Raw genomic sequence first — 24,682 nt, forward strand, 5'->3', positions numbered from 1 at the left:
TCCTCACCTCGCCTCGGTGCGTACCCGGGGAGCCTGCGGAGTGGGAGCGGCGGTGCGCTCCGTGGAGGCGGGCCGGTAGATCACGAAGGAAGGGCTCTCCTCCGGTACGTCCGGCTCCGTCCAGGTCGTCGGCTGCCGGCGTGGACGCGGCGAGGCCGTTCGTGCAGCACGATGCGAGTCCTCCCGCACCACCGTCTCGTCCGCGCGTTCCCGGCCGTCCGGGCGTTGTCGAGGCTCCGTTCCGGGAACCGTCAGGGTCTCGGAACGGGCCGGGGCGTGGGCGGGGTCCTCCCGACGTGACTCCGGCCGGAGCCGGGTCTGCTCGGCCACTGCTCCCCGGGTCCGGCCCGTCGCCGACTCTGCCCGCTGGCCGGCTTCGGCCTCCTCCAACCGGGCGGCCGTCCGCATGTCCCGGAAGAACCGGCGGTGCCAGGCACCACCCGATCCGGACGCCTCGCCGTTGTCCTTACCACCGAGTTGGGTGATCCGCCGGTACGGCCGCAGCAGCAACCAGCCGACCACACCGCAGAGCCAGACCAGCACCACCTGGAGCCAACCCGGAAGCGTGGGCGTGTTCATGATCAGGTCAACCGCGAAGAGGTAGATGGCCGCGCCGGTGCCGAAGATGGCGATGTTGAACACTGCGGCGACGACGGCGTTGCCGAGCCGCCGCAGGCCCGCGCTCGCCGGACGCATCAGACCGATGGTGCCGAGGATCGGCGCTGCGATCACCGCCCACCGGAAGAGCAGGAAGCCGAGAAGGACGAGCAGCGAGGCGACCAGGTCGAACATGGCGAAGAGGACGGCGGCGAGCACGGCGATGAAACCCGCACCCACCCGGTCCATGTCGCGGACCCCCTGGAGGTACTCGTACGCCTCCGGGTCCTCCTTCTTGATCTGCTCGGCGACCCGGGCCCACTGCTGTTGCTTGGCGTCGATGGTGGCGTCCCGCGTTGCCGGGTTCTGCCGGAGCTTCTCAGCCTCCTCCCAGGAGAGCGACTTCGCGTCGTAGAGCGCCTGCCCGTACTTCTTGGCGGTCTCGTTGTCGGCCGACCCGAGCACGCCTCGCAACCAGTTGCGGTAGAGCAGTGACTCGGTGGCCGTGTCACTGGCCCGTACCGCAGGCGGACGATTGTCCTTGCAGGCATCTGGGTTGGGCAGTACGCACTTGTCCGCAGGGATGTCCTTCGCGGCGGGGCCGACCGCGTCGTGGACGACCCCGAGAGTGGTGACCAGGGTGCCGTCGGCGATGTTGGCCGACTTCACCGGCCATGCGGCCAGCGCGGTCACCGCCACCATCACCAGCAGTGCCCAACCGGCCGTGGTCATGGCGTTGCTCATGTCCGACTGCCGGGACCGCCAGAGCAGGTAGAGACCGACCACACACAGGGTGATGATGCCGAAGACGCTGAACACCTTCTGGTAGACGGCCGTGGTGGCCTGTTCCACCAGCGGGTCGGCCCAACCCCACATCGACCGGGGTTCCCAGGCCCGTTCGCGCATCGCGTTCGAGGCACCGATGATCGCGTTGGCCAGCATGAACTCACCGTTCGCCACCATCGTGGTGAACCGGTAGTCCGGGTGGAGCACGGACGACGCGCAGCCTGTGTCGATGTCGTACGTGCTGAAGCTGTAGCCGGCGTACCCGTAGTCGCTGTAGAGCCCCTTCGTGCCGGGTTGCGTGGCGGAGTCCGGTCGGGCCGCGAACCAGCCGGCCAGCCCCGAGTCCGGCGTGCCGGGCGTCGGGGCGTTACGGCATTTGACCTTGTCTTCGCTGACGTTCTCCAGCTTCGCCACGCAGGCGCGGAAGTCGGCCTGCCACTCCTGTGTGGTGCAGAGGTCGGCGCGGGCCTGGGTCGCCGGGGGTGGTGCCGCCGTCGCTCCGACTGCGGGCCAGACGATCGTGGCTACCGCGAGTACGCCGACGGTGAGGAGGAGTGCCGCGATCCGTGCCGGGGCCCTCGCCACCATGTCACGCCTCCAGGTCCGACAGGATGCTCGGTAGGTTCGCGGCGTTCGTGGCGACCGCCGCGGGGGTGGTGTCGAGGTGCTCCAACAGTCCGTCGACGTACGAGACGTCCACCCGGACCTTCTGCACCCGGCCGTCGACGTCCCGCATGACGAACTCCCGGAACCCGAGCCGGGTGGCCGACGACGCGTCGGCGGCCGACAGGGAGGCCAGGGTCGCCTCGTAGCCGTCGTCGACCGGCACCCGGAGGAGCCGGAGTGCCTCGGAGGCGATCTCGGCGTCCTCGGCGATCCGGCCCACGAAGACCGTGGAGACGAGGTTCTGCACGTCCAGCCCGAGGATGTCGCGCGGGTTCTGCGAGGCGACCAGCGCGGCGAGGTTCCACTTGCGGGAGTCGCGGGCGAGCCGGACCAGGAACGACCGGCCGGAGCGCCAACCCTCCATGAAGTGGGCCTCGTCCAGGCCGACCAGCTTCCGCGAGGACATCGAGCCGCCGTAGCAGCGGCGGACGGCGAGCCGGTGGGCGGTGTGCAGCATCGGCAGGGCCAACGACTCCTCGGCCGACCAGTACTCGCGCTCGATCTTGAGGTCGGGGAGGCGCAGCCCGGCCATGGTGATCACGGTGAGTGCGGCGTCGGCACCGAGCAGCCCCTCCGGGGGGCGGCCGAAGAAGAGCAGCGCCAGCGGCATCTCGGCAGTGTCCAGGAGGAGGTTCGCCAGTTCCTTGCCGGCGTCGTCGTCGAGTTGGCCGAGGCAGGCGACCACGTCGTCCAGAGTGGACGTCTCCTCGGCCGGCACCTGCCGGACCGCGTGCCGGAACAGGGTGGCGGTGGACGCCTCCCGGGCCACCTGCGGCGGCACCAGCATCATGCAGATGTCCTGCACCAGCATGCGCCGTTCGGCGCGGGCGTTGGAGACGGCGATCTCGAACTCCCGGTCCCCGGCCGGGCCGCTGGCGAACTCCGTTCGCAGCGGGGTCGGGATGAGCGAGTACGGCGCCAGCGTGCCGTGCTCCGACCCGGTCAGGTTGAGCACCCGGGAGTACGGCCGTAGCTCGGGCATCTGGCAGAGCCGGGCCAGCGGGCCGGACGGATCGAGCAGCGTGACCTGGACGCCCCGCCGGGCGGCGAGGTAGCCGAGCGCGCCCAGCAGGGTCGACTTGCCACCACCCGGCTCGGCGACGAAGACGGCCAGGCCGGAGCGTTCCCGCACCTCCATCGGGAAGTGCATGTCGAGGAAGACCGGTCGACGGCAGGTCCCGGCGGTCCGCCCGATCAGGTCGCCGCGCCGGTCGCCGACCGTGGAGGCGGCCTGCGGCAGGGCGGCGGCGAGCAGGTTGACCGGCATCCGGCGGACGTATCCGGTGTTGGCGATCGGCTCGCCGGGGATGAACTCCCGGGCCAGCCAGTCCTGGTTCTTCGGATGCTGGAGCGAGATGCGTAGCTCGCGTGAGTAGAGCTGGATCAGCCGGCGGGCCCGTTCCAGGCACTCCTCCCGGGTCCGGCCGCCGACGGCGATGCGGTGCCAGCCGTGCGCCCGGGCCGAGTCCACCGGCAGGCCGGTGGTCATCTCGTCGCCGATCACCAGGGCCCGCTTGGCGAGGCGTTCCAACTCGGGCGGGGCGTCGATGCCGTGCTCGGCGTAGTCGAGCTGCTGCGAACGGATCATCCGCAGTCGGTGTTCGAGGTTACGGAAGGAATCGCCGGAACCGAGGATGTCGACCCGGGTGGAGATCTCCATCGGCCAGGGCAGCCGCTCGTGGAAGTGCAGCCACGGCTCGTGCTTCTCGGGGATCTCCAGCGGTTCCATGCGCCCGACGGCGAGCACGGCGACGTGTCGTTCCTCGCCGGTCATCCGGTTGACGAGCTTGACCGTGGATCCGTACGGGGTGCGGTACCGCTCCACCTGCTCGGTCAGGGCGAGCAGGTCACCGCGTTCCCAGTGTCCGTTGGTCACCGGGGAGAGCGCTCCGGGCGGCGCCATGCAGAGCGCCACCGAGCGGTAGAGCAGCCACTCCAGTTCCTGGGCGGTGACCCGCCGGCCGCGCATGCCGAACGTGGCGAGCACCTCGTCGAACTGCTCCACCGTCCGGCCCAGCTTGCGTCGCTCGCCATCGGCGGTGCCGCGACCGAAGGTGCGCAGCAGGCGCTCGGTCAACGAGTCGCCCAACGACCGGCGGGCAAAGGTCACCCCGAGGTACGTCTGCCCCTCCGCGTGGTTGACCGAGAGCAGGTGCCGTTGCGCGGCGACCAGGTGGTCGCCCCAGCCCGGGGTGCCGGGCACGTCCGGCAGGGGGGTCGGCGTGTACGAGTCGATGGTGCGGGCCCACTCGTCGGCCGGGAACGGTCGGGTGGTGCGGCGCAGGTGCAGTCGGAACCCGGCGAGGCCGGCGTACTGCTCGGAGATCGCCGAGAGCAGGGCCTCACGTTCGGCGTCGGGACGGAACGCCCAACGCACCTCGGGGAGCCAGTACCACGCGGTGACCGTGTTCGGGGTGAAGGTCAGGTGCCCCGCGATCTCGGTGATGGCCAGCTCGACGGAAGGGTCCCGGTCCCCGAACTTGATTTTCGGAGGCCGGATCCGGGTCGGCTTGACCGGCTTGGGGGACTTCTCGCGCTTCTCCCGTCGGCCCTCGGCGGATCGCTGCCGGGGTGGGATCCGGCGGTGGCCCGACGCTGCCTCCCCGTCGGCGCCGTCCACCGGTGCGGTGACCGGGGCCGGCTCCGCCGGTGGCCGGGCGACGGGCAGGCGCTCGGTCGGTTGTTCCGGTACGCGCGGCAGCACCGCGGGCGGCTCGGGTTCGGCCAGCGCCGTAACCGGGGCGGGCGGACCGGGCTCGGCCGGCGGCACCGGCACGGCCGGCGGAGTCGACACGGGCGTCTCGTCGGCCGGAACGGCCCGGGTGCGGGGCGGCGTCGACACGGCCCGGGGCGGCTCCACGGCCGGTGGGGTCGCCCGGGAGGCCGTCGGTTCCACCGGCGGGGCGGCGGGCTGGTGCGGGATCGGCAGCGGATCGCGCCCGGGACGCCGCAGCGGCGTCAGGGGCTGGCGGGCTCCCGGTCGGGTGCCGCCGAAGAGGTCCAGGAAGGGGGAGTCGATGTCCGGGCTCTCCGGGGCGGGACGCGGTGGGGCGCTCTCGCCGGCGGGCGGCGTCGGTCGGCCCCGGACCGGCCGGGGGGCCTGGAAGACCCCGACCCCGCCGTGTCCGGCGCTGGTGGCCAGCGCCGGGTCGAGGCTCACCTCACCGGAGGACTCCTCCGGCGGGTAGTCGAGTGAGCGCGCACGGTGACCGTGCGGGACGCTCTGATGTCCGGCCGGGTACGACTGTCCCGGCGTCGACGAGCGGTTCATTCGATCGCCTCACCCGGATCACTCGACCGTCTGGTCGGCGTACGCCCGGTCATGCCAGCTCCTCCCGGATCCTGATCCGGCTGCCGACCAGGCGCGGGTCGCGAAGTTCGGCCGCCGGCTCCCGGGTGCGCCGCCAGTCGGTCAGCGCGGTGCGGATCACCATGCGCGCCGGCCGGTCCGGATCGACGTACCGGAAGATGAACGAGGCCGTCACGATGGCGAGCGCGATCTCCCAGGCAGGGAAGAGTTCGACCTTCAGCGTGAACAACCAGTGGATGAACATGTAGAGGGGGACGAGCAGCATGAACAGGCCGTACTGCGCGTACGGCAGGTGGACGGGGAGGGTGTACCCGGGCGGGCCGAGGTAGACCAGGCGAGCCCGGTAGATGTCGTCGTCGGTGCGCAGCCGCATCTCGTGCCCGCGCCTATTCGAAGATCAGTTCGATCAGGTAGTCACCGACGAAGAAGAGCGTGGCGGCGCCGGCGATGAAGGCGAGCCCGACGATGGCGATGGCCGAGCTGGTCAGCACCTTCGAAATCTCACCCCGGCTGGCCCGGCCGATGAAGATCACGCCCAGGACGGCGAGGAGGATGGGCGCGATCTTGCTGGCGAAGAAGGAGACGACACCGTCGGTGTTGATCCCCTTGGGGGCCGGCTCGGCGAGCGGGGTCGACGCCAGGGCGTGGAGCATCGGGGCGACAGCTGTCGACACCGTGTCCACGAGCTCTGTGGCGATCACTGGAAACCTCCCCATGGCGCGGCCGGCGGAGCCGCTGCGGTACTCGGGTGAACCTGATGGGACTGTGCGTTCCGGGCGTCGTGGCTGACGCTGCGTCCGCGCCGCGCCACGCTAGGTGGCAGACTTTGGGCGGATTTCCCCGCTTTGCCCCTCCCTCCGGGCTTCGGTCGTCTGAGTGCCGAAGCAATTCCAAAGCGTACGGGCCGCCCCTCTTTGGAACAAGCGGTGAAGAGTATGCCCGGTTCGCCCCCGGCAACCGATCGTACACCTGTTCCAATCGCCTCGTCAGGGGCGTGTGGAATCGGCCCCGGCCCGGCCCCGGTCGTCGGCGTGGCGGGTACGGTGCACCGGTGACCGATCTGGTAGGGGCGGACGGCCCGGTCGTGATGGGCGTCCTCAACGTCACGCCCGACTCCTTCTCCGACGGCGGCCGGTACGCCGACGTCGACGCGGCCGTCCGGCACGGGGTTCGGCTGCACGCCACCGGCGCGCACCTGGTCGACGTGGGCGGCGAGTCGACACGTCCCGGCGCGGACCGGGTCGACGCGGCGAGCGAGACGGCCCGGGTGCTGCCGGTCGTCCGGGAACTCGCCGCCGCCGGGGTGCCGGTCAGCATCGACACCACCCGGGCCCGGGTCGCCGAGGCCGTGCTGGCCGCCGGCGCGGCAGTGGTCAACGACGTCTCCGGCGGCCTGGCCGACCCGGACATGGCACGGGTGGTCCGCGACGCCGGCTGCCCCTGGGTGCTGATGCACTGGCGTGGCCACTCCCGGGGCATGGGCGCCCTGGCCACCTACACCGACGTGGTGGCCGACGTCCGGGCCGAACTGGCCGCCCGGGTCGAGGACGCGCTCCGGGCCGGGGTGGCGGCGGACCGGATCGTCGTCGATCCCGGCCTCGGCTTCGCCAAGACGGCCGCCCACAACTGGGAACTCACCACCCACCTGTCCGAGCTGCTGGACCTCGGCTTTCCGCTGCTCTTCGGCGCGAGCCGGAAGTCGTACCTCGGTCGGCTGCTCGCCGGGCCGGACGGCGAACCCCGGCCGACCGACGGCCGGGAGGCGGCGACCATCGCCACCAGCGTGCTCGCGGTGGCCGCCGGCGCCTGGGGGGTACGGGTGCACGACGTACGGGGCACGGTCGACGCGCTCGCCGTCTGGCGGGCCAGCGGCCGGCCCCGGCTGGTCCCACCGGGGGGCGTCGGGTCGGCCGGCGTGGCCGCCACGGATCGCGGGAAAGAAGGATCGACATGAGTGACCGGATCACGCTGACCGGGCTGCGGGCCCGGGGCCGGCACGGCGTCTACGACTTCGAACGGGAACAGGGACAGGAGTTCGTGGTCGACGCCGTCCTCGAACTCGACCTCGGGCCGGCGGCCCGCTCCGACGCGGTGACCGACACCGTCCACTACGGCGAGCTGGCCGGCCGGTTGGTCGCCGTGGTCACCGGCGAGCCGGTCAACCTGATCGAGACGCTCGCCGACCGGCTGCTCGGCGTCTGCCTGGCCGACCTCCGGGTCGCCGCCGCCACGGTGACCGTGCACAAACCCGAGGCGCCGGTACCGCACACCTTCACCGACGTGGCGGTGACCATGACCCGGAGGCGTCCCCGGTGACCCGCGCCGTGCTCTCGCTGGGCAGCAACCTCGACGACCGGCTGGCCAACCTGCGGACCGCCGTGACCCGTCTCGGGGACGCGGTCCGGGTGGTCTCCGGCGTGTACGAGACCCCGCCCTGGGGTGACACCGACCAGCCGACGTACCTGAACGCGGTGCTGCTGGCGGAGGACCCGAGCGCCACCGCCCGCGACTGGCTGGACCGGGCCCGGGACGCCGAGCGGTCGGCCGGGCGTCTCCGCGACCCGCGGCGCCGGTTCGGTCCCCGCACCCTGGACGTCGACGTGGTGGCCGTCTGGGACGAGGCGGGTGAACCGGTGCTCAGCGACGACCCCGAGCTGACCCTGCCCCACCCCCGTGCCCACCTGCGCGCGTTCGTGCTGCGCCCGTGGATCGACATCCAGCCGTACGGGCGGCTGCCGGGACACGGCTGGCTCACCGACCTGCTCACCGCCGAGCCGGTCGCCGGGGACGCCCTGGAACTGCGTGCCCGACCGGATCTGACGTTAGAGTCGACGGCATGACCCAGCGGAGCCGGGCGGCATGACCGTGCCACAGTCCCCACCCCCGCGCGGGCCGGCACCCGACCGTGACCGGATGGGCCCGACCCGACCCGCCACCCTCCTGGTGGCCGGGCTCGCCGCCGCGGCGCTGGCCTGGCTGCTGATCAGCTTCCTCTACGGCTCCCTGCCGGATCTCCCCTGGTTGCCGGTTGTCACCCTGGCCGGACTCGCCGTGCTGGAGGCGTACGCGGCGGTCAACACCAGGGGGCGGATCGAGCGTAGGCCCGGCCGGGACCCGGTCAACCCGCTCCTGGTGGCCCGGTTCGTGGTGCTGGCGAAGGCGTCCGCGTTGGCTGGCGCGATCTTCGCCGGTTTCTACGCCGGACTCGCCGGTTGGCTCTTCGTGGAGAGCACCCGGGCGGCGACCGAGGACCGGCCGGCGGCCGTGGGCGGGATGATCGCCTCGTTGGCGCTGGTCGCGGCCGCTCTCTGGCTGGAACGTTCCTGCCGGGTGCCGCCACGACGGGACGACGAACGCGAGCCCGACGACCGGGAGAACCGGCACATCCATTGATCACGGGGTTACGTCTGCGCCCGGGCGCGGGTACGGTGCCTGCGACCGGGTAGTCAAGGCCGACCCCGGTCCACGCGCTCCGGTCCGCCCTGCGCCGGGCCGGGCCGGTCGGCGAAGCGTGGGAGGCGTGGGCCAATGGGGTACGACGAGCCGGGCCGGGGTGAGTCCGTCGATCGGCACCAGTCCGGACCGGCCACAGCCGTCGTCCCCGAACCGCCGACGGCGACCGAACCCGGTCCCGACCGGGTCGCCGTGCACGTGGCCTGGGAGGCCGTCCTCGCCGGCACGGTGGGCGTACTCGGCCTGCTGCTCTGGCTCCAGGACCCGCGGGTTCTGCGCGGCGACGGACTGCGGGAGCTCCTCGTCGGCGTGGTCGGGCTCGGCCTGCTCGCGCTCGCGGCCGGGCTGAGCCTGCGAACCGCCGCCCCGAACCTGGCGATCGGTCCGGTCGCGGTGGCCGCCGCTCTGCACTTCGCCGAGCAGGGCGACCGGGGAACGACCGACGCGATGGTGCCGGCCCTGGTGGTGGCCGTCCTCGGTGGTCTGGCCCTGGCGATGTTCGTGGTGCTGCTGCACGTGCCCGCCTGGGCGGCCAGCCTGGCCGCCGCGGCCGGACTGGTGACGTACATCGAGCGTCGGCCGGTGCCGGTGCTGGTCCAGGCCCACTACGACCCCCGCCACAACGCCTACCAGCTCTTCGCCGGTCTCCTGGCGGTCGCCGTCCTCGGTGGCCTGTTCGGCGCGATCCGACCGGTGCGTGGACTGGTGGGCCGGTTCCGGCCGGTCGAGGATCCGGCCCGCCGCCGGGGCACGGTGGCCGCGCTGGTCACCGGCGGTGCCGTGGTCGGCTCCACGGTGCTGGCGATGCTGGCCGGTGTGCTGCTCGCCGCGAACGGCGCCGACCGGGTCGTACCCGAACCCGGTCTGGACTGGACGGCGCTCGGCGTCGGCATGGCCCTGCTCGGCGGGACGAGTGCGTTCGGCCGGCGCGGCGGCGTGAGCGGAACGATGCTGGTGGTGGTTCTGGCCGGTCTCTTCTTCGCGTACGTCGACGCGGCCGGCCACGAGATCAGCCGGTGGGCGGTGGCCGGGGCGGCGCTCGCCGTCGGCCTGGTCGTCACCCGGATGGTCGAGACGTACGGCCGACCACGGTCGGCGACCGGGGAACCGCCCGATCCCGGGCCGGGCGGGGACCCCTCGACCAGTTCGGGCTGGACCCTCTCGGGCCCGGGGACGTACGGCGGCCCCTGGCCCCCGGCGCTGCCGGCCCACTCCACCGAGGACCCGGCCGACCCGTGGGGGCGCTGGGACGGCGAGCGGGACCGGTGGCGCGGTGACCGTGAGTGACCCGACTCGACGCGCCGACGCTGATCTCGCCGGTTAGGCTCGCCGCATGACCGAATCATCGTCGCCGGGTCCGGGCCGTTCCTTCGCCGAACTGGACGCGCTCTCCACGGAGGAGCTTCGCGAGCAGGCGTTCGCCCTGGCCAGGGAGCGCCGCGACATCGCCTTCTTCTGGTCCGTCCTGCGGCACCTGCCCAACGCCGACGAGGCGGCGGTGCTCGACGGCGCGCCCAACTCGGTCGGGCCGACGATCGACGAGGCGGCGGCGCTGTGGCGGGAACTGACCGGTCACGGTTACGAGGAGTCCGCGCCGCTGCTGCGGGCCGCCTTCATCGACTACCTGATGAAGCACTGAACCGATCCGCACGGTGAAACGACCGGCCCTCAGGTTTGCCCGTCCCGGCCGGCCGGGAACTGGTCGTGGCATGCCGATGACCAGCCGGGCCGGGGTCGACCGTCGCCGGAGCACCGCGACGGGCACCGGCACCCTCGCCGCGCTCGTCCTCGTCGCTGTCTGCGGGAGTCCCAGCTACGTCCGGTGGGCCGGGGAGAGCACGGACCCGAACTCGGCCTCCGGTTGGTTCCTGCGCCTGCTCGCCTGGCCCAGCTGGCGGTTCGACTCGGACCGTCCGGTCGAGACGCTCTTCACCGACGGGCTGCGAGCCCTGCTGGTGGTCGTGCTGGCCGCGACCCTGCTCTACCTCCTGCCCGGACCCCAGACCGCCCCGGCGGCGGGGCTGTTCAGCCAACTCTTCTCCGGCTGGGGCGCGTACGTCTTCGCGGCCGGTTTCGCCGCACTGCTCAGTTCGCTGTTCGGGGCGGACTCGTCGCTGTTCGTGGCGGTGCAGGCCGCCGGCACCGGGGCCGCGTACGGCTTCTTCGCCGGCTGGATCGTCGGCGTCGCCAGCCTCGGCGGACGGGCCTGACCGGGGACGACCGCGCGGCAGCACCGGCGACCGGGCCCGCCCCACGGGTGGCCGGTCAGCTCTCCGGTCGACCCAGGTCCAGCAGTTGCTGCCGGCTCAGCACGCCGACCGGCCCGTCGTCGTCGACCACGACCGCCCGGTCCGCGTGCGAGGTCAGCAGGACGGCCAGCGCGTCGTAGGCCGAGCCGCCCAACCGGATCCGGGGCAGGTCGGCTGCCTCCGCGTCGGCCAGCGGACGCAGCGTGTCCCGGGTGACCGGGGTGACCGCCAGCCGGCGGATGCCCCGGTCGGCGCCGACGAAGTCACGGACGAAGTCCGACGCCGGCGTGCCCAGCACCGCGGCCGGGGTGTCGTACTGCTCCAGCCGACCGCCCTCGGAGAGCACCGCGATCCGGTCGCCGAGCCGGACCGCCTCGTCCAGGTCGTGGGTGACCAGCACGATGGTCTTGCGCACCTCGGCCTGCAACCGGAGGAACTCCTCCTGCAACCGGGTCCGCACGATCGGGTCCACGGCGGAGAACGGCTCGTCCATCAGCAGCACCACTGGGTCGGCGGCGAGCGCCCGGGCCACCCCGACCCGCTGCCGCTGCCCACCGGAGAGCTCGTGCGGGTAGCGGCGGCCGAACTGTGCCGGGTCGAGCCCGACCAGCTCCAGCAGTTCGTCGACCCGCGTGCGGGTGCGGTCCTTCGACCAGCCGAGCAGCCGGGGCACGGTGCCGACGTTGGCGCGTACGGTCTGGTGCGGGAAGAGGCCGACGTTCTGGATGACGTAGCCGATCCGGCGGCGCAACGTCACCGGGTCGACCCGGGTGACGTCGTCGTCGCCGAGGAGGACCCGACCGGAGGTCGGCTCGACCAGGCGGTTGATCATCCGGAGCACGGTCGACTTTCCGCAGCCGGAGGGGCCGATCAGCACGACGAGTTCGCCGGCCTTCACCTCCAGGCTCAGGTCACGTACCGCCTCGGTGCCGTCCGGGTAGCGCTTGCCGATCCCGTCCAGGGTGATCGACGCGGCGCCGCCGTCCGGGTCGGTCGCGCGGTCGGCGACGGGATCGGGGTCCGGGGTAACGTCCACGCATGTCCTTCCGCCTGAGCTACCGGGCCGATCCGGGTAACCCGTGGTTCTCCTGGCAGTACGTGCGGGACAACTCCGACACCATCGCCGCCGCGCTGGGGGAGCACGCCTCGCTGACCGCCCGCGCGGTGGTGATCGCCGCGCTGGTGGCCCTGCCACTGGCGGTGGCGGCGTACTGGTTCCGGCCGCTCACCGGCCCGATTCTCGCACTCACCGGTGTGCTCTACACGATCCCGTCCCTGGCGCTGTTCGCCTTCCTCGCGCCGTACCTGGGCATCGGGGCGGTGACCGTACTCAGCGTGGTGGTGTTGTACGCGCTGCTGGTCATCGTGCGCAACGCGGTGGCCGGCCTCAACCAGGTGCCGCCGGAGGTCCGGGAGGCCGCCCAGGGCATGGGGTACGGCCGCTGGGGACGACTGTTCCGGGTGGAGTTGCCGCTCGCGCTGCCCGGCATCCTCACCGGACTGCGACTCGCCACCGTCTCCACGGTCGCGCTGGTGACGGTGGGCGTGGTGGTCGGTCGCGGCGGTCTGGGTCAGTTGATCTTCGCCGGTTTCCAGAACAACTTCTACAAGGCGCAGATCATGACCGGCACCCTGCTCTGCGTGCTGCTGGCGCTCGTGCTCGACCTGGTGCTGGCCGGGATCGGCCGGCTGCTCACCCCCTGGCTGCGGAGGACCACCTGATGAGCGCGATCGAGCAGGCGGTGCTCTGGCTGAACGACCCGCTGAACTGGACCAACCCCGGTGGTGTGCTGGACCGGCTCGGTGAGCACCTGACCATGTCGGCGGCGGCCGTCGTCCTCGGCTGTCTGGTGGCCTGGCCGGTCGGCTTCTGGCTCGGGCACACCGGACGGGGCGGCGGCCTGGTGGTGCTCGTCTCCAACCTGACGCTCGCCGTGCCGACGCTCGCCCTGCTGACCATCCTGCCGTTGACCTTCCTCGGCTTCGGCCAGCCGGCGGTCGTGGTCGCGTTGGCCGTCTTCGCCGTGCCGCCGCTGCTGGCGAACGCGTACACCGGGATCCGGCAGGCGGATCCGGAGGCCCGGGACGCGGCCCGGGGCATGGGCTTCTCCGGGTGGCAGGTGCTGCGCCGGGTGGAGCTGCCGTTGGCGGTGCCGTACCTCGCGGCCGGGTTCCGGACCGCCGCCGTCCAGGTGGTCGCCACCGCCGCGTTGGCCTCCTTCGTCAACGGCGGCGGGCTGGGCCAGATCATCCGGGCCGGGTTCGGGCTGGACATCGCGGCCGGGGGCGGGCAGATCCTCGCCGGCGGGGTGCTGGTGGCCGGGCTGGCGATCCTGGTCGAGCTGCTCCTGGCCCTGGTCGAGCGGATGGTCACCCCACGCCCGCTGCGTCGCGCCCGGCGCGGGGCCGGCCGCCGCGCGGCGAGCGCCGTGGCCGGCGGCTGACCCGTCCCGGTCCCCGGAACGACGGCGGCCGACCCGCCCCGCTCCCCGGAACGACGGCGGCCGACCCGCCCCGGTCCCCGGAACGACGGCGGCCCGACCGACGGGTGACGATCCGGCGACAAAAACCACCACCCGGGTTGTTCCTCCGCCGCCGAAAGTGTTTCGTGGAACTTCTGCGAGTGGGCCTCGCGTGAATCCGCGAGGATGTCTCGTGGGTTCCCGTGAGAGACCGACTCGGGGAACGGACACACGGGCGGCGGCAGGACGATCGCCCGTCGGACACGCGGCCGGCCCGGACGGGTCGCGCCGGGACACAGGAGGCGGGCTGATGCTGCGCGCACGTACTCGACTGGCGATCGGCGCGGTGGGCGCGCTCGCCGCGGCTGGAATCCTCGCCGGATGCGGCGACGCGGGCTCCTCCGGCACCGAGGCTCCCGAGGCGGGAGCCTCCGGCGCGGGCTGCGCCCCGGTCGCCGGTGACCAGCTGGTCGTCCTCGACGACGACAAGAAGCTCCAGAACACCGACAACGTCATTCCGGCGATCAACGCCAAGGTGGCGAACCCGCAGCTCGTCGCGGCGCTCGACAAGGTCTCGGCGGCGCTGGACACCCCGAAGCTGATCGCGCTGAACAAGGCCGTCGACGTGGACCGCAAGACCCCCAAGGCGGCCGCCGAGGAGTTCGCCACGGCGAACAACCTGACCGCCGGCATCGCCAAGGGGCCCGGTGGCGCGATCGTGGTCGGCGCGGCCAACTTCAGCGAGAGCCAGACCCTCGGCGAGCTGTACCGGATCGTGCTCACCGCCGCCGGTTACCAGGTGAACGTGCAGCAGATCGGCAGCCGGGAGCTGTACGAGCCGGCCCTGGAGAAGGGCGAGATCCAGGTGGTCCCGGAGTATGCGGCGACCCTGGCCGAGTTCCTCAACACCAAGGCCAACGGCAAGGACGCCCAGCCGGTCTCCTCGCCCGACCTGGAGAAGACCGTGGCCGCGCTCAAGGCCGCCGGGGAGAAGGCCGGCCTGACCTTCGGCACGCCCTCGGCCGCCCAGGACCAGAACGCCTTCGCGGTCACCAAGGCCTTCGCCGACAAGTACGGTGTGACCACCCTCACCCAGCTCGCCGAGAAGTGCTCGGGTGCCGACACCGTCCTCGCCGGTCCGCCGGAGTGCCCGCAGCGGCCGAAGTGCCAGGCTGGCCTGGTCGAGGTCTACAACTTCAAGGCCGGCTCGTTCAGCTCCCTGGACGCCGCCGGGCCGCAGACCAAGAACGCCCTGAAGACCGGTGCCGCCAGTGTCGGCCTGGTCCTCTCCTCGGACGGGGCGCTCGCGGCGAGCTGAGTTCGCCTGGCACCCGTCCTGGGTGCGCGGGTCCGCGCCGTTGTGCCGACGGTGCCCGGTTTCGGGTGCCGTCGGCCTTTTTCGTCCCAGGAATGCTCGGTAGGCTGCACACCCATGCCCGTTCCGGTCTCCTTGGACGACAAACGCGGCCCGTCGCGGCTGACCCTCCTGTTCCGGGCCGGTCTGGCGGTCGCCGCGCTCGCGGCGCTGCTGCTGCTGGTCGCCAACGGCAACGGCCTGCTACGCGTCGCCGCCGTGCTGGCGATCGCGGCGGTGACCATGATCGGTCTGTCGATCAGCCTCCGCCCGGATGCCACCGCCGAGGTGCGGCAGCTCGCCGACGAGATCGACGAGCTACGGGCCGAACTCGCCGCCGTCGCCCGCCCCGCCCCGCCGAACGCCGCCCCGGCCCGGTGGCCCGCCGAACCGGCGGCGCCCCGGGGCCGGATCGACGAGGCGCCACCCGTGCCGGTCGTCGAACCCCGGGCCGGGCGGGCGCGGGTGGCGGTGGCCGGGGCGGACCCGATCCGACCGGCAGCCGACGAGTCGGAACCGGAGGCCGTAGGGCGGGACCACGACCCCCGTCGGGCCGCCGCGACCGACCATCGGTCGGCCGAGGCCGCGCCGGGCCGGCGTCGGGCCGGTGATCCGGAGGACGACCGCCACTGGGCCGGTGATCCGGGCGACGACCGCCGCTGGGCCGGGAAGCCGGAGGACGACCGCCGTCGGGCCAGGGACCCGGAGGACGGCCGTCGGTCGGCGGAGCCGGCGGAGGACGACCACCGCCGGGTCGGCGAGCCGCAGGGCGGCCGTCGCCGCGCGGACGACCCGGAGGACGGCCGCCGCCGGTCGGCGGAGCCCTCCACCGGGCGTCGACGGGCCCCCGAGCCGGACGGGGAGCCGTACCGCGACCACCGGCCGGCCGAGGACTGGTACGCGGACCGGGACCCGGCCACCCGGCCCCACGCCACCCCCGGGTACGCCGCCGAGCGCGCGGCCGGCGGAGTGTACGGAGGCCCGCCACGTTCCGACGGACCCGACGTCCGTCCCGGGGTCGCGCCCGGTCCGGATGCGCCGCCCCGCCCGGTCGGCGTGGTGCGGCACACCGAGACCGTGCACGTGACCACCCGGCACACCATCGTCGACGGCACCGCCCCGGACCCGGGGCCGGGTGACGGCTACGGCCGGTGGACGCCACCGGAGGAACAGTCCTGGACGGGGCGCGGCGGTCCGGAGCGGGACCGGTGGGACGGCTACCGGCCACGGGAGGACCACGCCCGGCCGGGCCGTCCGCGCGGGTCGGCGCGGCCGGAACAGCACGACCGCTCCTGGGACACCCCGCCGGCCGGGCCGGGTTCCGGTGGCGCGAGGTCCTGGTCCGGTCCGGACGACCGGCCGGAGCCGGACGGCACCCGCGACTGGCCCGGTCACGGCGGTCGCCCGGACCCGGACTGGCGAACCCCGGCCGGTGGCCGGTACACCGCCGGTGCCGACGAGCGGTACGCGCCGGGCGGGGAGCGGACCGGACCGGCCGGTGGCGACAGCCGGTCCCGGCGGGGCGCGGCGGAGCGGGTCTCCGGTCGGGCGTATCCGCCGGCGGACGCCGGTGCCGACGACTGGTCCGAGGTCTCCGCCGGCGGCCGGTGGGCGAGCGTCCGCGACGACGAGCACGGCCGGGAACTGCGGATGGGCGAACGGCGGGCGGCGGTGCACGCCGACGGCGACGGCACCGAGATGCGGATGGAGGACCACTGGGCCGCCGTCCGGCGGCCTCGGCGCGGGCATCCCGACGACGGATACGACCGGGACGAGGGCCGGGGAGCCGGTCCGGAGTACCCCCGGCGGGACGGCCACCGGCCCGAGCCGGCCCGGGCTCTGCCGCCGGGCGGGGTGCCGGTGCCGGAGCAGTGGCGTCCCGCCCCGGGCGGCCGTGGAGCGGACGGATGGTCGACGCCGCGCGGCGGCGAGCCGGCCCCCGGCTGGTCGACGCCGCCCGCCGAGCCGGAGTGGTCGCCACCGCGCGACCGGCGTCCGGCCGGCGACTGGCCGGAGCCGTCGTCCCGGGGCCGCCGGTCGGAGCCCGACCCGGACCGCTACGGCCGCTCCTCCCGGGAGCGCGGTGGGCGCGCCGACGACTCCCCGGAACGCTGGCGCTGACCGGGCTCCCGGAACGCCGGCGCTGGCCGGACGCCCGCCGGCACCGCCGCCCCGCCGGCTACTTGTCGATGTCGCCGACCACGAAGAACATCGAGCCGAGGATCGCCACCAGGTCGGGCACCAGGCAGCCGGGGATCAGGGTGGCCAGCGCCTGGACGTTGGCGTACGACGCGGTGCGCAGCTTCAACCGCCACGGCGTCTTCTCGCCCCGGGAGACCAGGTAGTAGCCGTTGATCCCGAGCGGGTTCTCGGTCCAGGCGTAGGTGTGCCCCTCGGGGGCCTTGACCACCTTCGGCAGCCGGGTGTTGATCGGCCCGGTGAGCCGGTCCACCCGGTCCAGGCACTGCTCGGCGAGGTCGAGTGAGACGTACACCTGGTCGAGCAGCACCTCGAAGCGGGCGTGGCAGTCGCCGGCGGTACGGGTGACCACCGGCACGTCCAGCTCGCCGTAGGCGAGGTACGGCTCGTCCCGGCGTAGGTCGAGGTCGAGCCCGGAGGCGCGGGCGACCGGGCCGGACGCGCCGAACGCGGCGGCGTCGGCGGCGGAGAGCACCCCGACCCCGACCGTCCGGGCCAGGAAGATCTCGTTGCGCCGGATCAGGTGGTCCAGGTCGGGCAGGCGGCGGCGTACCTCGTCGATCGCGGCCCGGGCGCGGCCGGTCCAGCCGGCCGGCACCTCCTCCTTGAGCCCGCCGACCCGGTTGAACATGTAGTGGATCCGGCCGCCGGAGACCTCCTCCAGCACCGTCTGGAGCGTCTCCCGCTCCCGGAAGGCGTAGAACATCGGGGTGATCGCGCCGATCTCCAGCGGGTACGACCCGAGGAACATCAGGTGGTTGAGCACCCGGTTCAGCTCGGCCAGCGCGGTCCGCAGCCAGACCGCCCGCTCCGGCACCTCCAGCCCCATCAGCCGTTCGACGGCCAGCACCACGCCCAGCTCGTTGGCGAACGCGGAGAGCCAGTCGTGCCGGTTGGCCAGCACGATGATCTGCCGGTAGTCGCGGACCTCGAAGAGCTTCTCGGCCCCCCGGTGCATGTACCCGACGATCGGCTCGCAGGCGACCACCCGCTCGCCGTCGAGCACCAGCTTCAGCCGGAGCACCCCGTGGGTGGACGGGTGCTGCGGGCCGATGTTGAGCACCATGTCGGCGGTGTCCAGACCGGTCCCGGTGCCGACGGTCAACTCACGCAGGCTCCCGGCGTCGGTGGTCATGCCGACATCGTGCCACGGACGCGGGTCAGGAGGCCGGCGGCGGGGCGGCCCCGGACCCGGTCAGCGGCGGCGCGGGAATGCCCACCGGTTGCAGCAGCCACCAGTGCCCGCCGAGGCCGGCCGGGTCGGTCAGTTCGGCGACCGCCGACGCCGTGGCCAGCGCGCGGACGTAGCCGGCCGGGTCGGTGGCGGCCAGGGCCAGGGGCGGTCGCCCGCCGTCGGCCCCGAGCGCCCGCAGCGCCTCCCGCTGACTCCGCAGCGTGTACGGCGTACCGGCCACCGCCGAGCCGGCGACGCCGACCGCGTCCACGGCGACGTGCGCGGTGAGGTCGCAGGAACCGTCCGGCACCGGCGGCACCTGCCGCCCGGACCGGTACCCGGTGAGCGTCCCGTCGAGCGGACGGCCCGAACGCAGGTGGCCGTAGTCGACGGCCAGGGCGAGTCCCCGGTCGACGGCGCGCACCGCTGCCGCCCAGGCCTCGTCCCGGGGCCGACCGATCTCGGCCCGCCCGCCGGGGGGCGCTGCCGGCCACCAGGTCGCCAGCCACTCGGCGTCGGCGGGGTCGACCGGACCGCCGACCGACTCGCCGCCGGTCGGGGCGACCAGCACGGTGCGCCAGCCGCCGTCGGCGGCCACCGCGACGTCCAGCGGAACGTTGTCCAGCCACTCGGTGGCCAGCAGCAGCCCGGTGATCCCGCCCGGCACCCGGCCCCGCCAGTCGACGGCGGACGGCAGCCCGACGGGCCGGGGGGCCACCTCGACCGCGGTGAGCCGGAGCCGGTCGACCAGCGGCAGCGGCCCGGCACCGTCCGCCGGCCGTGCCCCACCGGGCTGGTCGGTGCGCCGGGCTGCCCCGTCCGGCGGGCGGGCGGCGAGCCGGGCGAGGGTGGTGAGCAGCTCGCCCCGGCCCGCGCCGACGTCGACCACGTCCAGCCGGTCGGGACGGCCGAGCGCCGCGTCCACCGCCTCGACCAGCCGCAGCAGCGCCGCGCCGAACACCGGGGACGCGTGCACGCTGGTCCGGAAGTGTGCCGCCGGTCCGGTGCCGGCCACGAAGAAGCCGCCGGGACCGTAGAGCGCCGTGGTCATCGCCGTCCGCCAACCGGTGCCCGTCGGTTCCGTCCCGGGTTCAGGTGGGGTCACCGTGCCGACCCTACGGTCCGCGGGCCGTCCGTTCCGTCCGACCCGCACCGCTGGGCATTCCGCCCGACCCGCGCCGGTGAACGTTTTCACACCTGTCTGTGCGGTCCGATCACCACGGCGCATACTTGCGCTGACCGGTACCCCACCTTCGAGGACTGGATCACCGCCATGAGCGCATCCCCGCGCCCGCGCCCCGGCGCGCCCACCGGCGCCGCCGTCGTACCGCCGGGCACCGTCTCCTCTCTTCCCCGCCATCTCACCGTCGGCGTGATCGGCGCCGGGCGGGTCGGCGCCGTGCTGGGCGCGGCGCTCACCGCCGCCGGCCACCGGGTGGTCGGGGCCGCCGGTGTCTCCAGCGCGTCCACCGCCCGGATCGCCCGGCTGCTGCCCGACGTCCCGCGCCGCCCGGTGCTGGCGGTCGCCCGGGCCGCCACCGACCTGCTGCTGGTCGCGGTTCCGGACGACGCGCTCGCCGCCGTGGTGACCGGGCTCGCCGAGAGCGGCGTCCTCCGCCCCGGCCAGGTGGTCGCGCACACCTCCGGCGCGCACGGGCTGGGCGTGCTCGCCCCGGCGGCCGAGGTGGGAGCCCGGCCGCTGGCGCTGCACCCCGCGATGACCTTCACCGGTACGCCCGACGACCTCGACCGCCTGCCCGGTGTCTCGTACGGCGTGACCGCCCTGCCGGAGCTGCGGGCACTGGCCGCCCGACTGGTGGCCGACCTCGGCGGCGTGCCCGAGTGGATCGCCGAGCCCGACCGGCCGCTGTACCACGCGGCCCTGGCGCACGGCGCGAACCACTTGGTCACGCTGGTCAACGAGGCGGCCGACCGGTTGCGCGACGCCGGGGTGGACGAGCCGGCACGGGTGCTGGCCCCGCTGCTGCGGGCAGCCCTGGAGAACGCCCTGCGGCTCGGCGACGACGCGTTGACCGGCCCGGTGTCGCGGGGCGACGCGGGCACCGTCGCGCGGCACGTCGAGCGGTTGGCGGCGACCGCGCCGGACTCGGTCGGGGCGTACCTGGCCCTGGCCCGGCGTACCGCCGACCGGGCGATCGCCGCCGGGCGGCTCCGTCCGGTCGACGCGGAGTCGCTGCTCGGGGTGCTGGCCGGCGCACGTAGGGAGGCGGTGGCGTGACCGCGGTGGTGCACACCCGCGCGGAACTGGCGACGGCGCGGGCCGCCCTGACCGGCACGGTCGGCGTGGTGATGACCATGGGCGCCCTGCACAGCGGGCACGAGTCGCTGCTGCGGGCGGCCCGGGAACAGGCCGACCACGTGCTGGTCACGGTCTTCGTCAACCCGTTGCAGTTCGGCCCGAACGAGGACTTCGACCGGTACCCGCGCACGCTCGACGACGATCTGACGGTGTGCCGGCGGGCCGGGGCGGACCTCGTCTTCGCCCCCTCGGTGGCCGAGATGTACCCGGACGGGGCGCCCCTGGTGCGTCTCGACCCCGGCCGGCTCGGCGGCGAGCTGGAAGGGGAGAGCCGACCCGGCTTCTTCCACGGGGTGCTCACCGTGGTCCTGAAGCTCCTCCAGCTCACCCGCGCCGACCTCGCGTTCTTCGGTGAGAAGGACTACCAGCAGCTCACCCTGGTCCGGCGGATGGCCCGCGACCTCGACGTGCCGGTCCGGGTGGTCGGCGTGCCGACGGTCCGTGAGCCGGACGGGCTGGCCCTGTCCAGTCGCAACCGCTACCTGTCCCCGGCCGAGCGGGTCACCGCGCGGAGCCTGTCGGCGGCGCTGCACGCGGGCTCGCTCGCCGCCTCCGACGGCGCGACCGCCGCCGACGTGCTGGTCGCCGCCAACGCCGTCTTCGACGACCGGTCGGACGTGGACCTGGACTACCTGGTCCTCACCGACCCGGACCTCGAACCCGGCCCGGCCACCGGCCCGGCCCGGCTGCTGGTCGCGGCCCGGGTCGGCACGACGCGGCTCATCGACAACATGGCGATCCGGCTCGACCCCCGATGACCACCCCGACCGGGCCCGGCCGGCCCGGACCGGCACCCGATGCGCGAAAGGCGACCCCGATGTACCGCACGATGCTGAAGTCGAAGATCCACCGGGCCACGGTGACCCAGGCCGACCTGCACTACGTCGGCTCGGTGACGGTGGACCAGGATCTCCTCGACGCCGCCGACCTGCTCCCCGGTGAGCAGGTGGCGATCGTGGACATCACCAACGGCGCGCGACTGGAGACCTACGTCATCCCCGGTGCGCGGGGCAGCGGCGTGATCGGCATCAACGGGGCCGCAGCGCACCTGGTGCACCCCGGTGACCTGGTCATCCTCATCTCGTACGGGCAGATGGACGACGCCGAGGCGCGGACGTACCAGCCCCGGGTGGTGCACGTCGACGCCGACAACCGCGTCATCGAGCTGGGTGCCGACCCGGCCGGGGTGGCCCCCGGCATGGTCGGCGACCCGGTCCGTGGGGATCTGCTGGCCGCCCACTGACCACCCGCCCGCCGCCGGTCCGCCGGGGCGGCACCGGGTCGAGGTGTCCGGTTCCGGCCCACCAATCCGGTCTGTTACCGGAGGGTCATTTCTGGTTACCCTTACCGCGCGCCGTCGGGCGACGGCCGCTGGCTGGGGGAGGCCGCGATGCGCCGTGCGAGGAGGAGCCTGGCCGCCGCGTTGCTGACGGCCGCCCTGCTGGCCGGCTGCGCCGACGCCGGTGGGCTCGATGGCGACCTGGTCGACGACTGGGCCGCCCTGGCCGCCCCCGGGCCGTTCGTGCCACCGGCCGGGGTCTGCCAGGTGGCCGACTTCGCCGACGTGGTCCCGCTCGCCACCTTCGAACCGGTGGACTGCGACGTCCCACACCGGGTCGAGACCACGCACGTCGGCACCTTCCCCGCTGCGGTCACCGCCCCGCCGGCCGTCGACTCGCCGTCGATGCGGGCCGCCTTCGCCGACTGTGACACCCGCACCTCGGTGTACGTGGGCGACGAGTGGCGGGCCGGTCGACTGCGGCTCGGCGTGGCCCTGCCGTCGAAGGTCGGCTGGGCGGCCGGCGCCCGCTGGTACCGGTGCGACCTGACCGAGGTCGACACCGTTGAGCGGGCCGCCCGGACGGTCCTGCGCACCGGCAGCCTGCGCGACGTCCTGAAGGCTGCCACCGCACCGCTCCGGCTGGCCTGTCAGAACGCGCGTACCGGCCCGGAGCTGGGGGTGCAGACGGTCACCCCGGCCGACTGCGCCAAGGCGCACAACGCGGAGTTCGTCGGGGTGTGGAAGGCGCCGGAGACCCCGTACCCGACGAAGCCCGCCGACTGGGCCCCGCTCTACGCCGGCTGCCGGTCGGTCCTGGCCCGCTACGCCGGCCTGCCGGTCGACGACTACCTGAAGTTCCGCACCGACTTGGTGGTACGCCCACCCGGCGCGGCCCGCTGGAAGGCCGGCGACCGGGGCGTCCGCTGCTACCTGTGGCTCAGCGACCGCACGGTGACCCGCTCGCTCAAGGGAGCCGGCCCGGCCGTCCTGCCCATCCGCTGATCGCCTCCCCTCCTAGGGGAGGCCGCGGGGGTCGGCCGCGCCACTCGGTGCGGCCCCGCCAGTGCAGGGCCGCCGCCGACGCGGTTGACTGTGCTCATGGAGCTGTCGACCGTCGCGCTGCCCGGCGTTCCCGACCTGCTGGCCGCGCCCGCGCCGGGCTGGGTGGAGACCACCGACGTGATCGTGGTCGGGTCCGGGGTTGCCGGGCTGACCGCCGCGCTGCACCTGCGCGAGGCGGGACTGCACGTCACCGTGGTCACCAAGGTCAACATCGACGAGGGCTCGACCCGCTGGGCACAGGGGGGAATCGCCGCGGTGCTCGACCCGGCGGACACTCCGGACGCGCATGCGTACGACACCGAGGTCGCCGGGGTGGGGCTCTGTGACCCGGCGGCGGTGCGGGTGCTGGTGGAGGAGGGACCGACCCGGCTGCGGGAGCTGATGCGGATCGGAGCCGAGTTCGACCGGCACCCGGACGGGTCGCTGATGCTGACCCGGGAGGGTGGGCACCGGGCGGACCGGATCGTGCACGCCGGCGGCGACGCCACCGGCGCGGAGGTGCAGCGGGCGCTGCACGCGGCGGTCCGCCGCGACCCGTGGATCCGCCTGGTCGAGCACGCCCTGGTACTGGATCTGCTCCGGGCCCCCGGGGACGGCCCCGGCGGTCTCGGCCGGGCCTGCGGGATCACCCTGCACGTGCTCGGCGAGGGGAGCGAGGACGGCGTCGGCGCGATCCTGGCCCGCGCGGTCGTCCTGGCCACCGGCGGCATGGGGCAGATCTTCGCCGCGACCACCAACCCGGCGGTGTCGACCGGGGACGGCGTCGCGCTGGCCCTGCGGGCCGGGGCGGCCGTCACCGACGTGGAGTTCGTGCAGTTCCACCCGACCGCGCTGATCGTCCCCGAGCAGGCCCGGGTGCCCGGGGCCGGGCACGCCCAGCAGCCGCTGGTCTCCGAGGCGCTGCGCGGCGAGGGCGCGCACCTGGTCGACGCGGACGGCAAGCGGTTCATGGTGGGGCAGCACGAGCTGGCCGAGCTGGCTCCCCGCGACGTGGTGGCCAAGGGCATCCACCGGGTGCTGCTGGCCACCGGCGCGGACCACGTCTACCTCGACGCCCGGCACCTGGGCGGCGCGCACCTGGCCCGCCGATTCCCGACCATCGTGGCCTCCTGCCTGGCCATCGGGGTGGACCCGGCGACCGACCTGATCCCGGTCGCTCCGGCCGCCCACTACGCGTCCGGCGGCGTCCGCACGGACCTGCGCGGCCAGACCTCCATCCCCGGCCTGTACGCCTGCGGCGAGGTGGCCTGCACCGGCGTGCACGGGGCGAACCGGCTGGCCAGCAACTCGCTGCTGGAGGGGCTGGTCTTCTCCCGGCGGATCGCCGAGGACATCGCCCGCGGCCTGCCGGAACAGGCGCAGCCCGCGCCGACCGGCGCGTGGCGCGGCGGGGGCGGATGGGTCGTGCCGCCGGAGGTGACTCCGGTGCTGCAACGGGCGATGACCCGGGGGGCCGGCGTGCTCCGCTCGGCGGAGACCCTGGCCGCGACGGCGGCAACGCTGACCGAGCTCGGCACGGGTCGGGGCGGGCCCCGGACGGCGACCTGGGAGGCGACGAACCTGATCACGGTGGCTTCGGCGCTGGTCGCCGCCGCGTACGCCCGTCGGGAGACCCGGGGTTGCCACTGGCGGGAGGACTTCCCGACGGCCGACGAGACGTGGCGCGGCCACCTGGTCGGGTCGATCGGTACGGGCGGTCGGCTGGCCCACCGGTGGGAGACGTCCGCATGAGCGCCGGGTGGGCCGCGGTCGCGAGCGGAGGCGTCCG

Annotated in this window: 23 protein-coding genes; 16 read left to right on the forward strand and 7 right to left on the reverse strand. The window is 74.2% G+C overall.

The features are described from left to right. Window positions 1-3: 3 nt before the first annotated feature. Genes QSK20_RS25935 through QSK20_RS25950 form a run of 4 tightly spaced genes read right to left on the reverse strand, consistent with a single transcriptional unit; the run spans window position 4 to window position 6,060 of the window. On the reverse strand, window positions 4-1,968 hold the full coding sequence (locus QSK20_RS25935) for an MFS transporter (protein WP_502889029.1): 1,965 nt from the start codon (window positions 1,966-1,968) through the stop codon (window positions 4-6). 4 nt (window positions 1,969-1,972) lie between these two features. Beyond that, complete coding sequence (locus tag QSK20_RS25940; protein WP_285791216.1) at window positions 1,973-5,320, reverse strand: ATP-binding protein; 3,348 nt, start codon at window positions 5,318-5,320, stop codon at window positions 1,973-1,975. 49 nt (window positions 5,321-5,369) lie between these two features. After that, the gene (locus QSK20_RS25945) at window positions 5,370-5,732 is read right to left on the reverse strand and encodes a hypothetical protein (RefSeq protein ID WP_285791217.1); all 363 of its coding nucleotides are present in this window, start codon (window positions 5,730-5,732) and stop codon (window positions 5,370-5,372) included. 13 nt (window positions 5,733-5,745) lie between these two features. Then, on the reverse strand, window positions 5,746-6,060 hold the full coding sequence (locus QSK20_RS25950) for a hypothetical protein (RefSeq protein ID WP_088981746.1): 315 nt from the start codon (window positions 6,058-6,060) through the stop codon (window positions 5,746-5,748). Window positions 6,061-6,410: 350 nt separating this feature from the next. Here QSK20_RS25950 and folP point away from each other — a divergent pair, with 350 nt between their 5' ends. The 7 genes from folP (at window position 6,411) to QSK20_RS25985 (ending at window position 11,022) form a co-directional block, all read left to right on the forward strand. After that, entirely contained in the window at window positions 6,411-7,313 is a 903-nt protein-coding gene (folP, locus tag QSK20_RS25955) for a dihydropteroate synthase (protein ID WP_285791218.1), read from the forward strand. Further along, the gene (gene folB / locus QSK20_RS25960; protein ID WP_285791219.1) at window positions 7,310-7,675 is read left to right on the forward strand and encodes a dihydroneopterin aldolase; all 366 of its coding nucleotides are present in this window, start codon (window positions 7,310-7,312) and stop codon (window positions 7,673-7,675) included. Before folP ends, folB begins: the two co-directional genes overlap by 4 nt. Beyond that, window positions 7,672-8,199, forward strand: coding sequence for a 2-amino-4-hydroxy-6-hydroxymethyldihydropteridine diphosphokinase (gene folK, locus QSK20_RS25965; protein WP_285791220.1), 528 nt, complete (start codon window positions 7,672-7,674; stop codon window positions 8,197-8,199). The genes folB and folK overlap by 4 nt, the downstream gene beginning before the upstream one ends. A 19-nt stretch (window positions 8,200-8,218) precedes the next feature. Further along, window positions 8,219-8,752, forward strand: coding sequence for a DUF3180 domain-containing protein (locus tag QSK20_RS25970; RefSeq protein ID WP_285791221.1), 534 nt, complete (start codon window positions 8,219-8,221; stop codon window positions 8,750-8,752). 135 nt (window positions 8,753-8,887) lie between these two features. Further along, a complete protein-coding gene (locus tag QSK20_RS25975) occupies window positions 8,888-10,099 on the forward strand; it encodes an ABC transporter permease (RefSeq protein ID WP_285791222.1) in 1,212 nt (403 codons plus the stop codon). A 46-nt stretch (window positions 10,100-10,145) separates the two neighbouring features. Continuing rightward, window positions 10,146-10,451 carry a hypothetical protein gene (locus tag QSK20_RS25980; RefSeq protein WP_285791223.1) on the forward strand — a complete coding sequence of 102 codons (306 nt, stop codon included), beginning with the start codon at window positions 10,146-10,148 and terminating at the stop codon, window positions 10,449-10,451. Window positions 10,452-10,521: 70 nt separating this feature from the next. Beyond that, window positions 10,522-11,022, forward strand: coding sequence for a hypothetical protein (locus tag QSK20_RS25985; protein WP_285791224.1), 501 nt, complete (start codon window positions 10,522-10,524; stop codon window positions 11,020-11,022). Window positions 11,023-11,077: 55 nt separating this feature from the next. On the opposite strand, the gene QSK20_RS25990 is transcribed toward QSK20_RS25985, so the two are convergent. Continuing rightward, complete coding sequence (locus QSK20_RS25990) at window positions 11,078-12,097, reverse strand: ABC transporter ATP-binding protein (protein ID WP_285791225.1); 1,020 nt, start codon at window positions 12,095-12,097, stop codon at window positions 11,078-11,080. A 2-nt stretch (window positions 12,098-12,099) separates the two neighbouring features. Here QSK20_RS25990 and QSK20_RS25995 point away from each other — a divergent pair, with 2 nt between their 5' ends. From QSK20_RS25995 to QSK20_RS26010, 4 genes are all read left to right on the forward strand, one after another. Further along, complete coding sequence (locus QSK20_RS25995) at window positions 12,100-12,783, forward strand: ABC transporter permease (RefSeq protein ID WP_088981755.1); 684 nt, start codon at window positions 12,100-12,102, stop codon at window positions 12,781-12,783. Continuing rightward, the gene (locus QSK20_RS26000; RefSeq protein ID WP_285791226.1) at window positions 12,783-13,505 is read left to right on the forward strand and encodes an ABC transporter permease; all 723 of its coding nucleotides are present in this window, start codon (window positions 12,783-12,785) and stop codon (window positions 13,503-13,505) included. The genes QSK20_RS25995 and QSK20_RS26000 overlap by 1 nt, the downstream gene beginning before the upstream one ends. Window positions 13,506-13,833: 328 nt before the next feature. Continuing rightward, entirely contained in the window at window positions 13,834-14,841 is a 1,008-nt protein-coding gene (locus QSK20_RS26005; protein WP_502889026.1) for a glycine betaine ABC transporter substrate-binding protein, read from the forward strand. 114 nt (window positions 14,842-14,955) lie between these two features. Next, the gene (locus tag QSK20_RS26010) at window positions 14,956-16,998 is read left to right on the forward strand and encodes a hypothetical protein (protein ID WP_285791228.1); all 2,043 of its coding nucleotides are present in this window, start codon (window positions 14,956-14,958) and stop codon (window positions 16,996-16,998) included. Between the two features lie 58 nt (window positions 16,999-17,056). On the opposite strand, the gene QSK20_RS26015 is transcribed toward QSK20_RS26010, so the two are convergent. Then, complete coding sequence (locus QSK20_RS26015; protein WP_285791229.1) at window positions 17,057-18,211, reverse strand: NADH-quinone oxidoreductase subunit D; 1,155 nt, start codon at window positions 18,209-18,211, stop codon at window positions 17,057-17,059. 25 nt (window positions 18,212-18,236) lie between these two features. Next, entirely contained in the window at window positions 18,237-19,301 is a 1,065-nt protein-coding gene (locus QSK20_RS26020) for an SAM-dependent methyltransferase (protein WP_285791251.1), read from the reverse strand. Between the two features lie 222 nt (window positions 19,302-19,523). Here QSK20_RS26020 and QSK20_RS26025 point away from each other — a divergent pair, with 222 nt between their 5' ends. The 5 genes from QSK20_RS26025 to QSK20_RS26045 all read left to right on the forward strand — a co-directional run bounded on the left by QSK20_RS26025 (window position 19,524) and on the right by QSK20_RS26045 (window position 24,645). Next, window positions 19,524-20,489, forward strand: a complete 966-nt coding sequence (locus QSK20_RS26025; protein ID WP_285791230.1) for a Rossmann-like and DUF2520 domain-containing protein — start codon at window positions 19,524-19,526, stop codon at window positions 20,487-20,489. Then, window positions 20,486-21,328, forward strand: coding sequence for a pantoate--beta-alanine ligase (gene panC, locus QSK20_RS26030; protein WP_285791231.1), 843 nt, complete (start codon window positions 20,486-20,488; stop codon window positions 21,326-21,328). The genes QSK20_RS26025 and panC overlap by 4 nt, the downstream gene beginning before the upstream one ends. A gap of 59 nt (window positions 21,329-21,387) precedes the next feature. Further along, window positions 21,388-21,813: an aspartate 1-decarboxylase gene (gene panD / locus QSK20_RS26035; RefSeq protein WP_145835013.1), complete on the forward strand. Its 426-nt coding sequence runs from the start codon at window positions 21,388-21,390 to the stop codon at window positions 21,811-21,813. A gap of 147 nt (window positions 21,814-21,960) precedes the next feature. Beyond that, window positions 21,961-22,854, forward strand: a complete 894-nt coding sequence (locus tag QSK20_RS26040; protein ID WP_285791232.1) for a septum formation family protein — start codon at window positions 21,961-21,963, stop codon at window positions 22,852-22,854. A 96-nt stretch (window positions 22,855-22,950) separates the two neighbouring features. Further along, window positions 22,951-24,645: an L-aspartate oxidase gene (locus QSK20_RS26045; RefSeq protein ID WP_285791233.1), complete on the forward strand. Its 1,695-nt coding sequence runs from the start codon at window positions 22,951-22,953 to the stop codon at window positions 24,643-24,645. The last annotated feature ends 37 nt before the right edge of the window (window positions 24,646-24,682 follow it).

It is taken from the genome of Micromonospora sp. NBRC 101691 (assembly GCF_030269285.1).
Classification (GTDB): Bacteria; Actinomycetota; Actinomycetes; order Mycobacteriales; family Micromonosporaceae; genus Micromonospora; species Micromonospora echinospora.

Bases quoted from the DNA above. Each gene is read 5' to 3' on its own strand.
- QSK20_RS26015 (WP_285791229.1), bottom strand. From the start codon at position 18,211: ATGACCACCGACGCCGGGAGCCTGCGTGAGTTGACCGTCGGCACCGGG.
- QSK20_RS25945 (WP_285791217.1), bottom strand. From the start codon at position 5,732: ATGCGGCTGCGCACCGACGACGACATCTACCGGGCTCGCCTGGTCTAC.
- QSK20_RS26040 (WP_285791232.1), top strand. From the start codon at position 21,961: ATGCGCCGTGCGAGGAGGAGCCTGGCCGCCGCGTTGCTGACGGCCGCC.
- QSK20_RS25940 (WP_285791216.1), bottom strand. From the start codon at position 5,320: ATGAACCGCTCGTCGACGCCGGGACAGTCGTACCCGGCCGGACATCAG.
- QSK20_RS26020 (WP_285791251.1), bottom strand. From the start codon at position 19,301: ATGACCACGGCGCTCTACGGTCCCGGCGGCTTCTTCGTGGCCGGCACC.
- QSK20_RS26045 (WP_285791233.1), top strand. From the start codon at position 22,951: ATGGAGCTGTCGACCGTCGCGCTGCCCGGCGTTCCCGACCTGCTGGCC.
- QSK20_RS25970 (WP_285791221.1), top strand. From the start codon at position 8,219: ATGACCGTGCCACAGTCCCCACCCCCGCGCGGGCCGGCACCCGACCGT.
- panD (WP_145835013.1), top strand. From the start codon at position 21,388: ATGTACCGCACGATGCTGAAGTCGAAGATCCACCGGGCCACGGTGACC.
- QSK20_RS25980 (WP_285791223.1), top strand. From the start codon at position 10,146: ATGACCGAATCATCGTCGCCGGGTCCGGGCCGTTCCTTCGCCGAACTG.
- QSK20_RS26025 (WP_285791230.1), top strand. From the start codon at position 19,524: ATGAGCGCATCCCCGCGCCCGCGCCCCGGCGCGCCCACCGGCGCCGCC.
- folB (WP_285791219.1), top strand. From the start codon at position 7,310: ATGAGTGACCGGATCACGCTGACCGGGCTGCGGGCCCGGGGCCGGCAC.
- QSK20_RS26010 (WP_285791228.1), top strand. From the start codon at position 14,956: ATGCCCGTTCCGGTCTCCTTGGACGACAAACGCGGCCCGTCGCGGCTG.
- QSK20_RS26000 (WP_285791226.1), top strand. From the start codon at position 12,783: ATGAGCGCGATCGAGCAGGCGGTGCTCTGGCTGAACGACCCGCTGAAC.
- QSK20_RS25985 (WP_285791224.1), top strand. From the start codon at position 10,522: ATGCCGATGACCAGCCGGGCCGGGGTCGACCGTCGCCGGAGCACCGCG.
- QSK20_RS25995 (WP_088981755.1), top strand. From the start codon at position 12,100: ATGTCCTTCCGCCTGAGCTACCGGGCCGATCCGGGTAACCCGTGGTTC.
- QSK20_RS26005 (WP_502889026.1), top strand. From the start codon at position 13,834: ATGCTGCGCGCACGTACTCGACTGGCGATCGGCGCGGTGGGCGCGCTC.
- QSK20_RS25975 (WP_285791222.1), top strand. From the start codon at position 8,888: ATGGGGTACGACGAGCCGGGCCGGGGTGAGTCCGTCGATCGGCACCAG.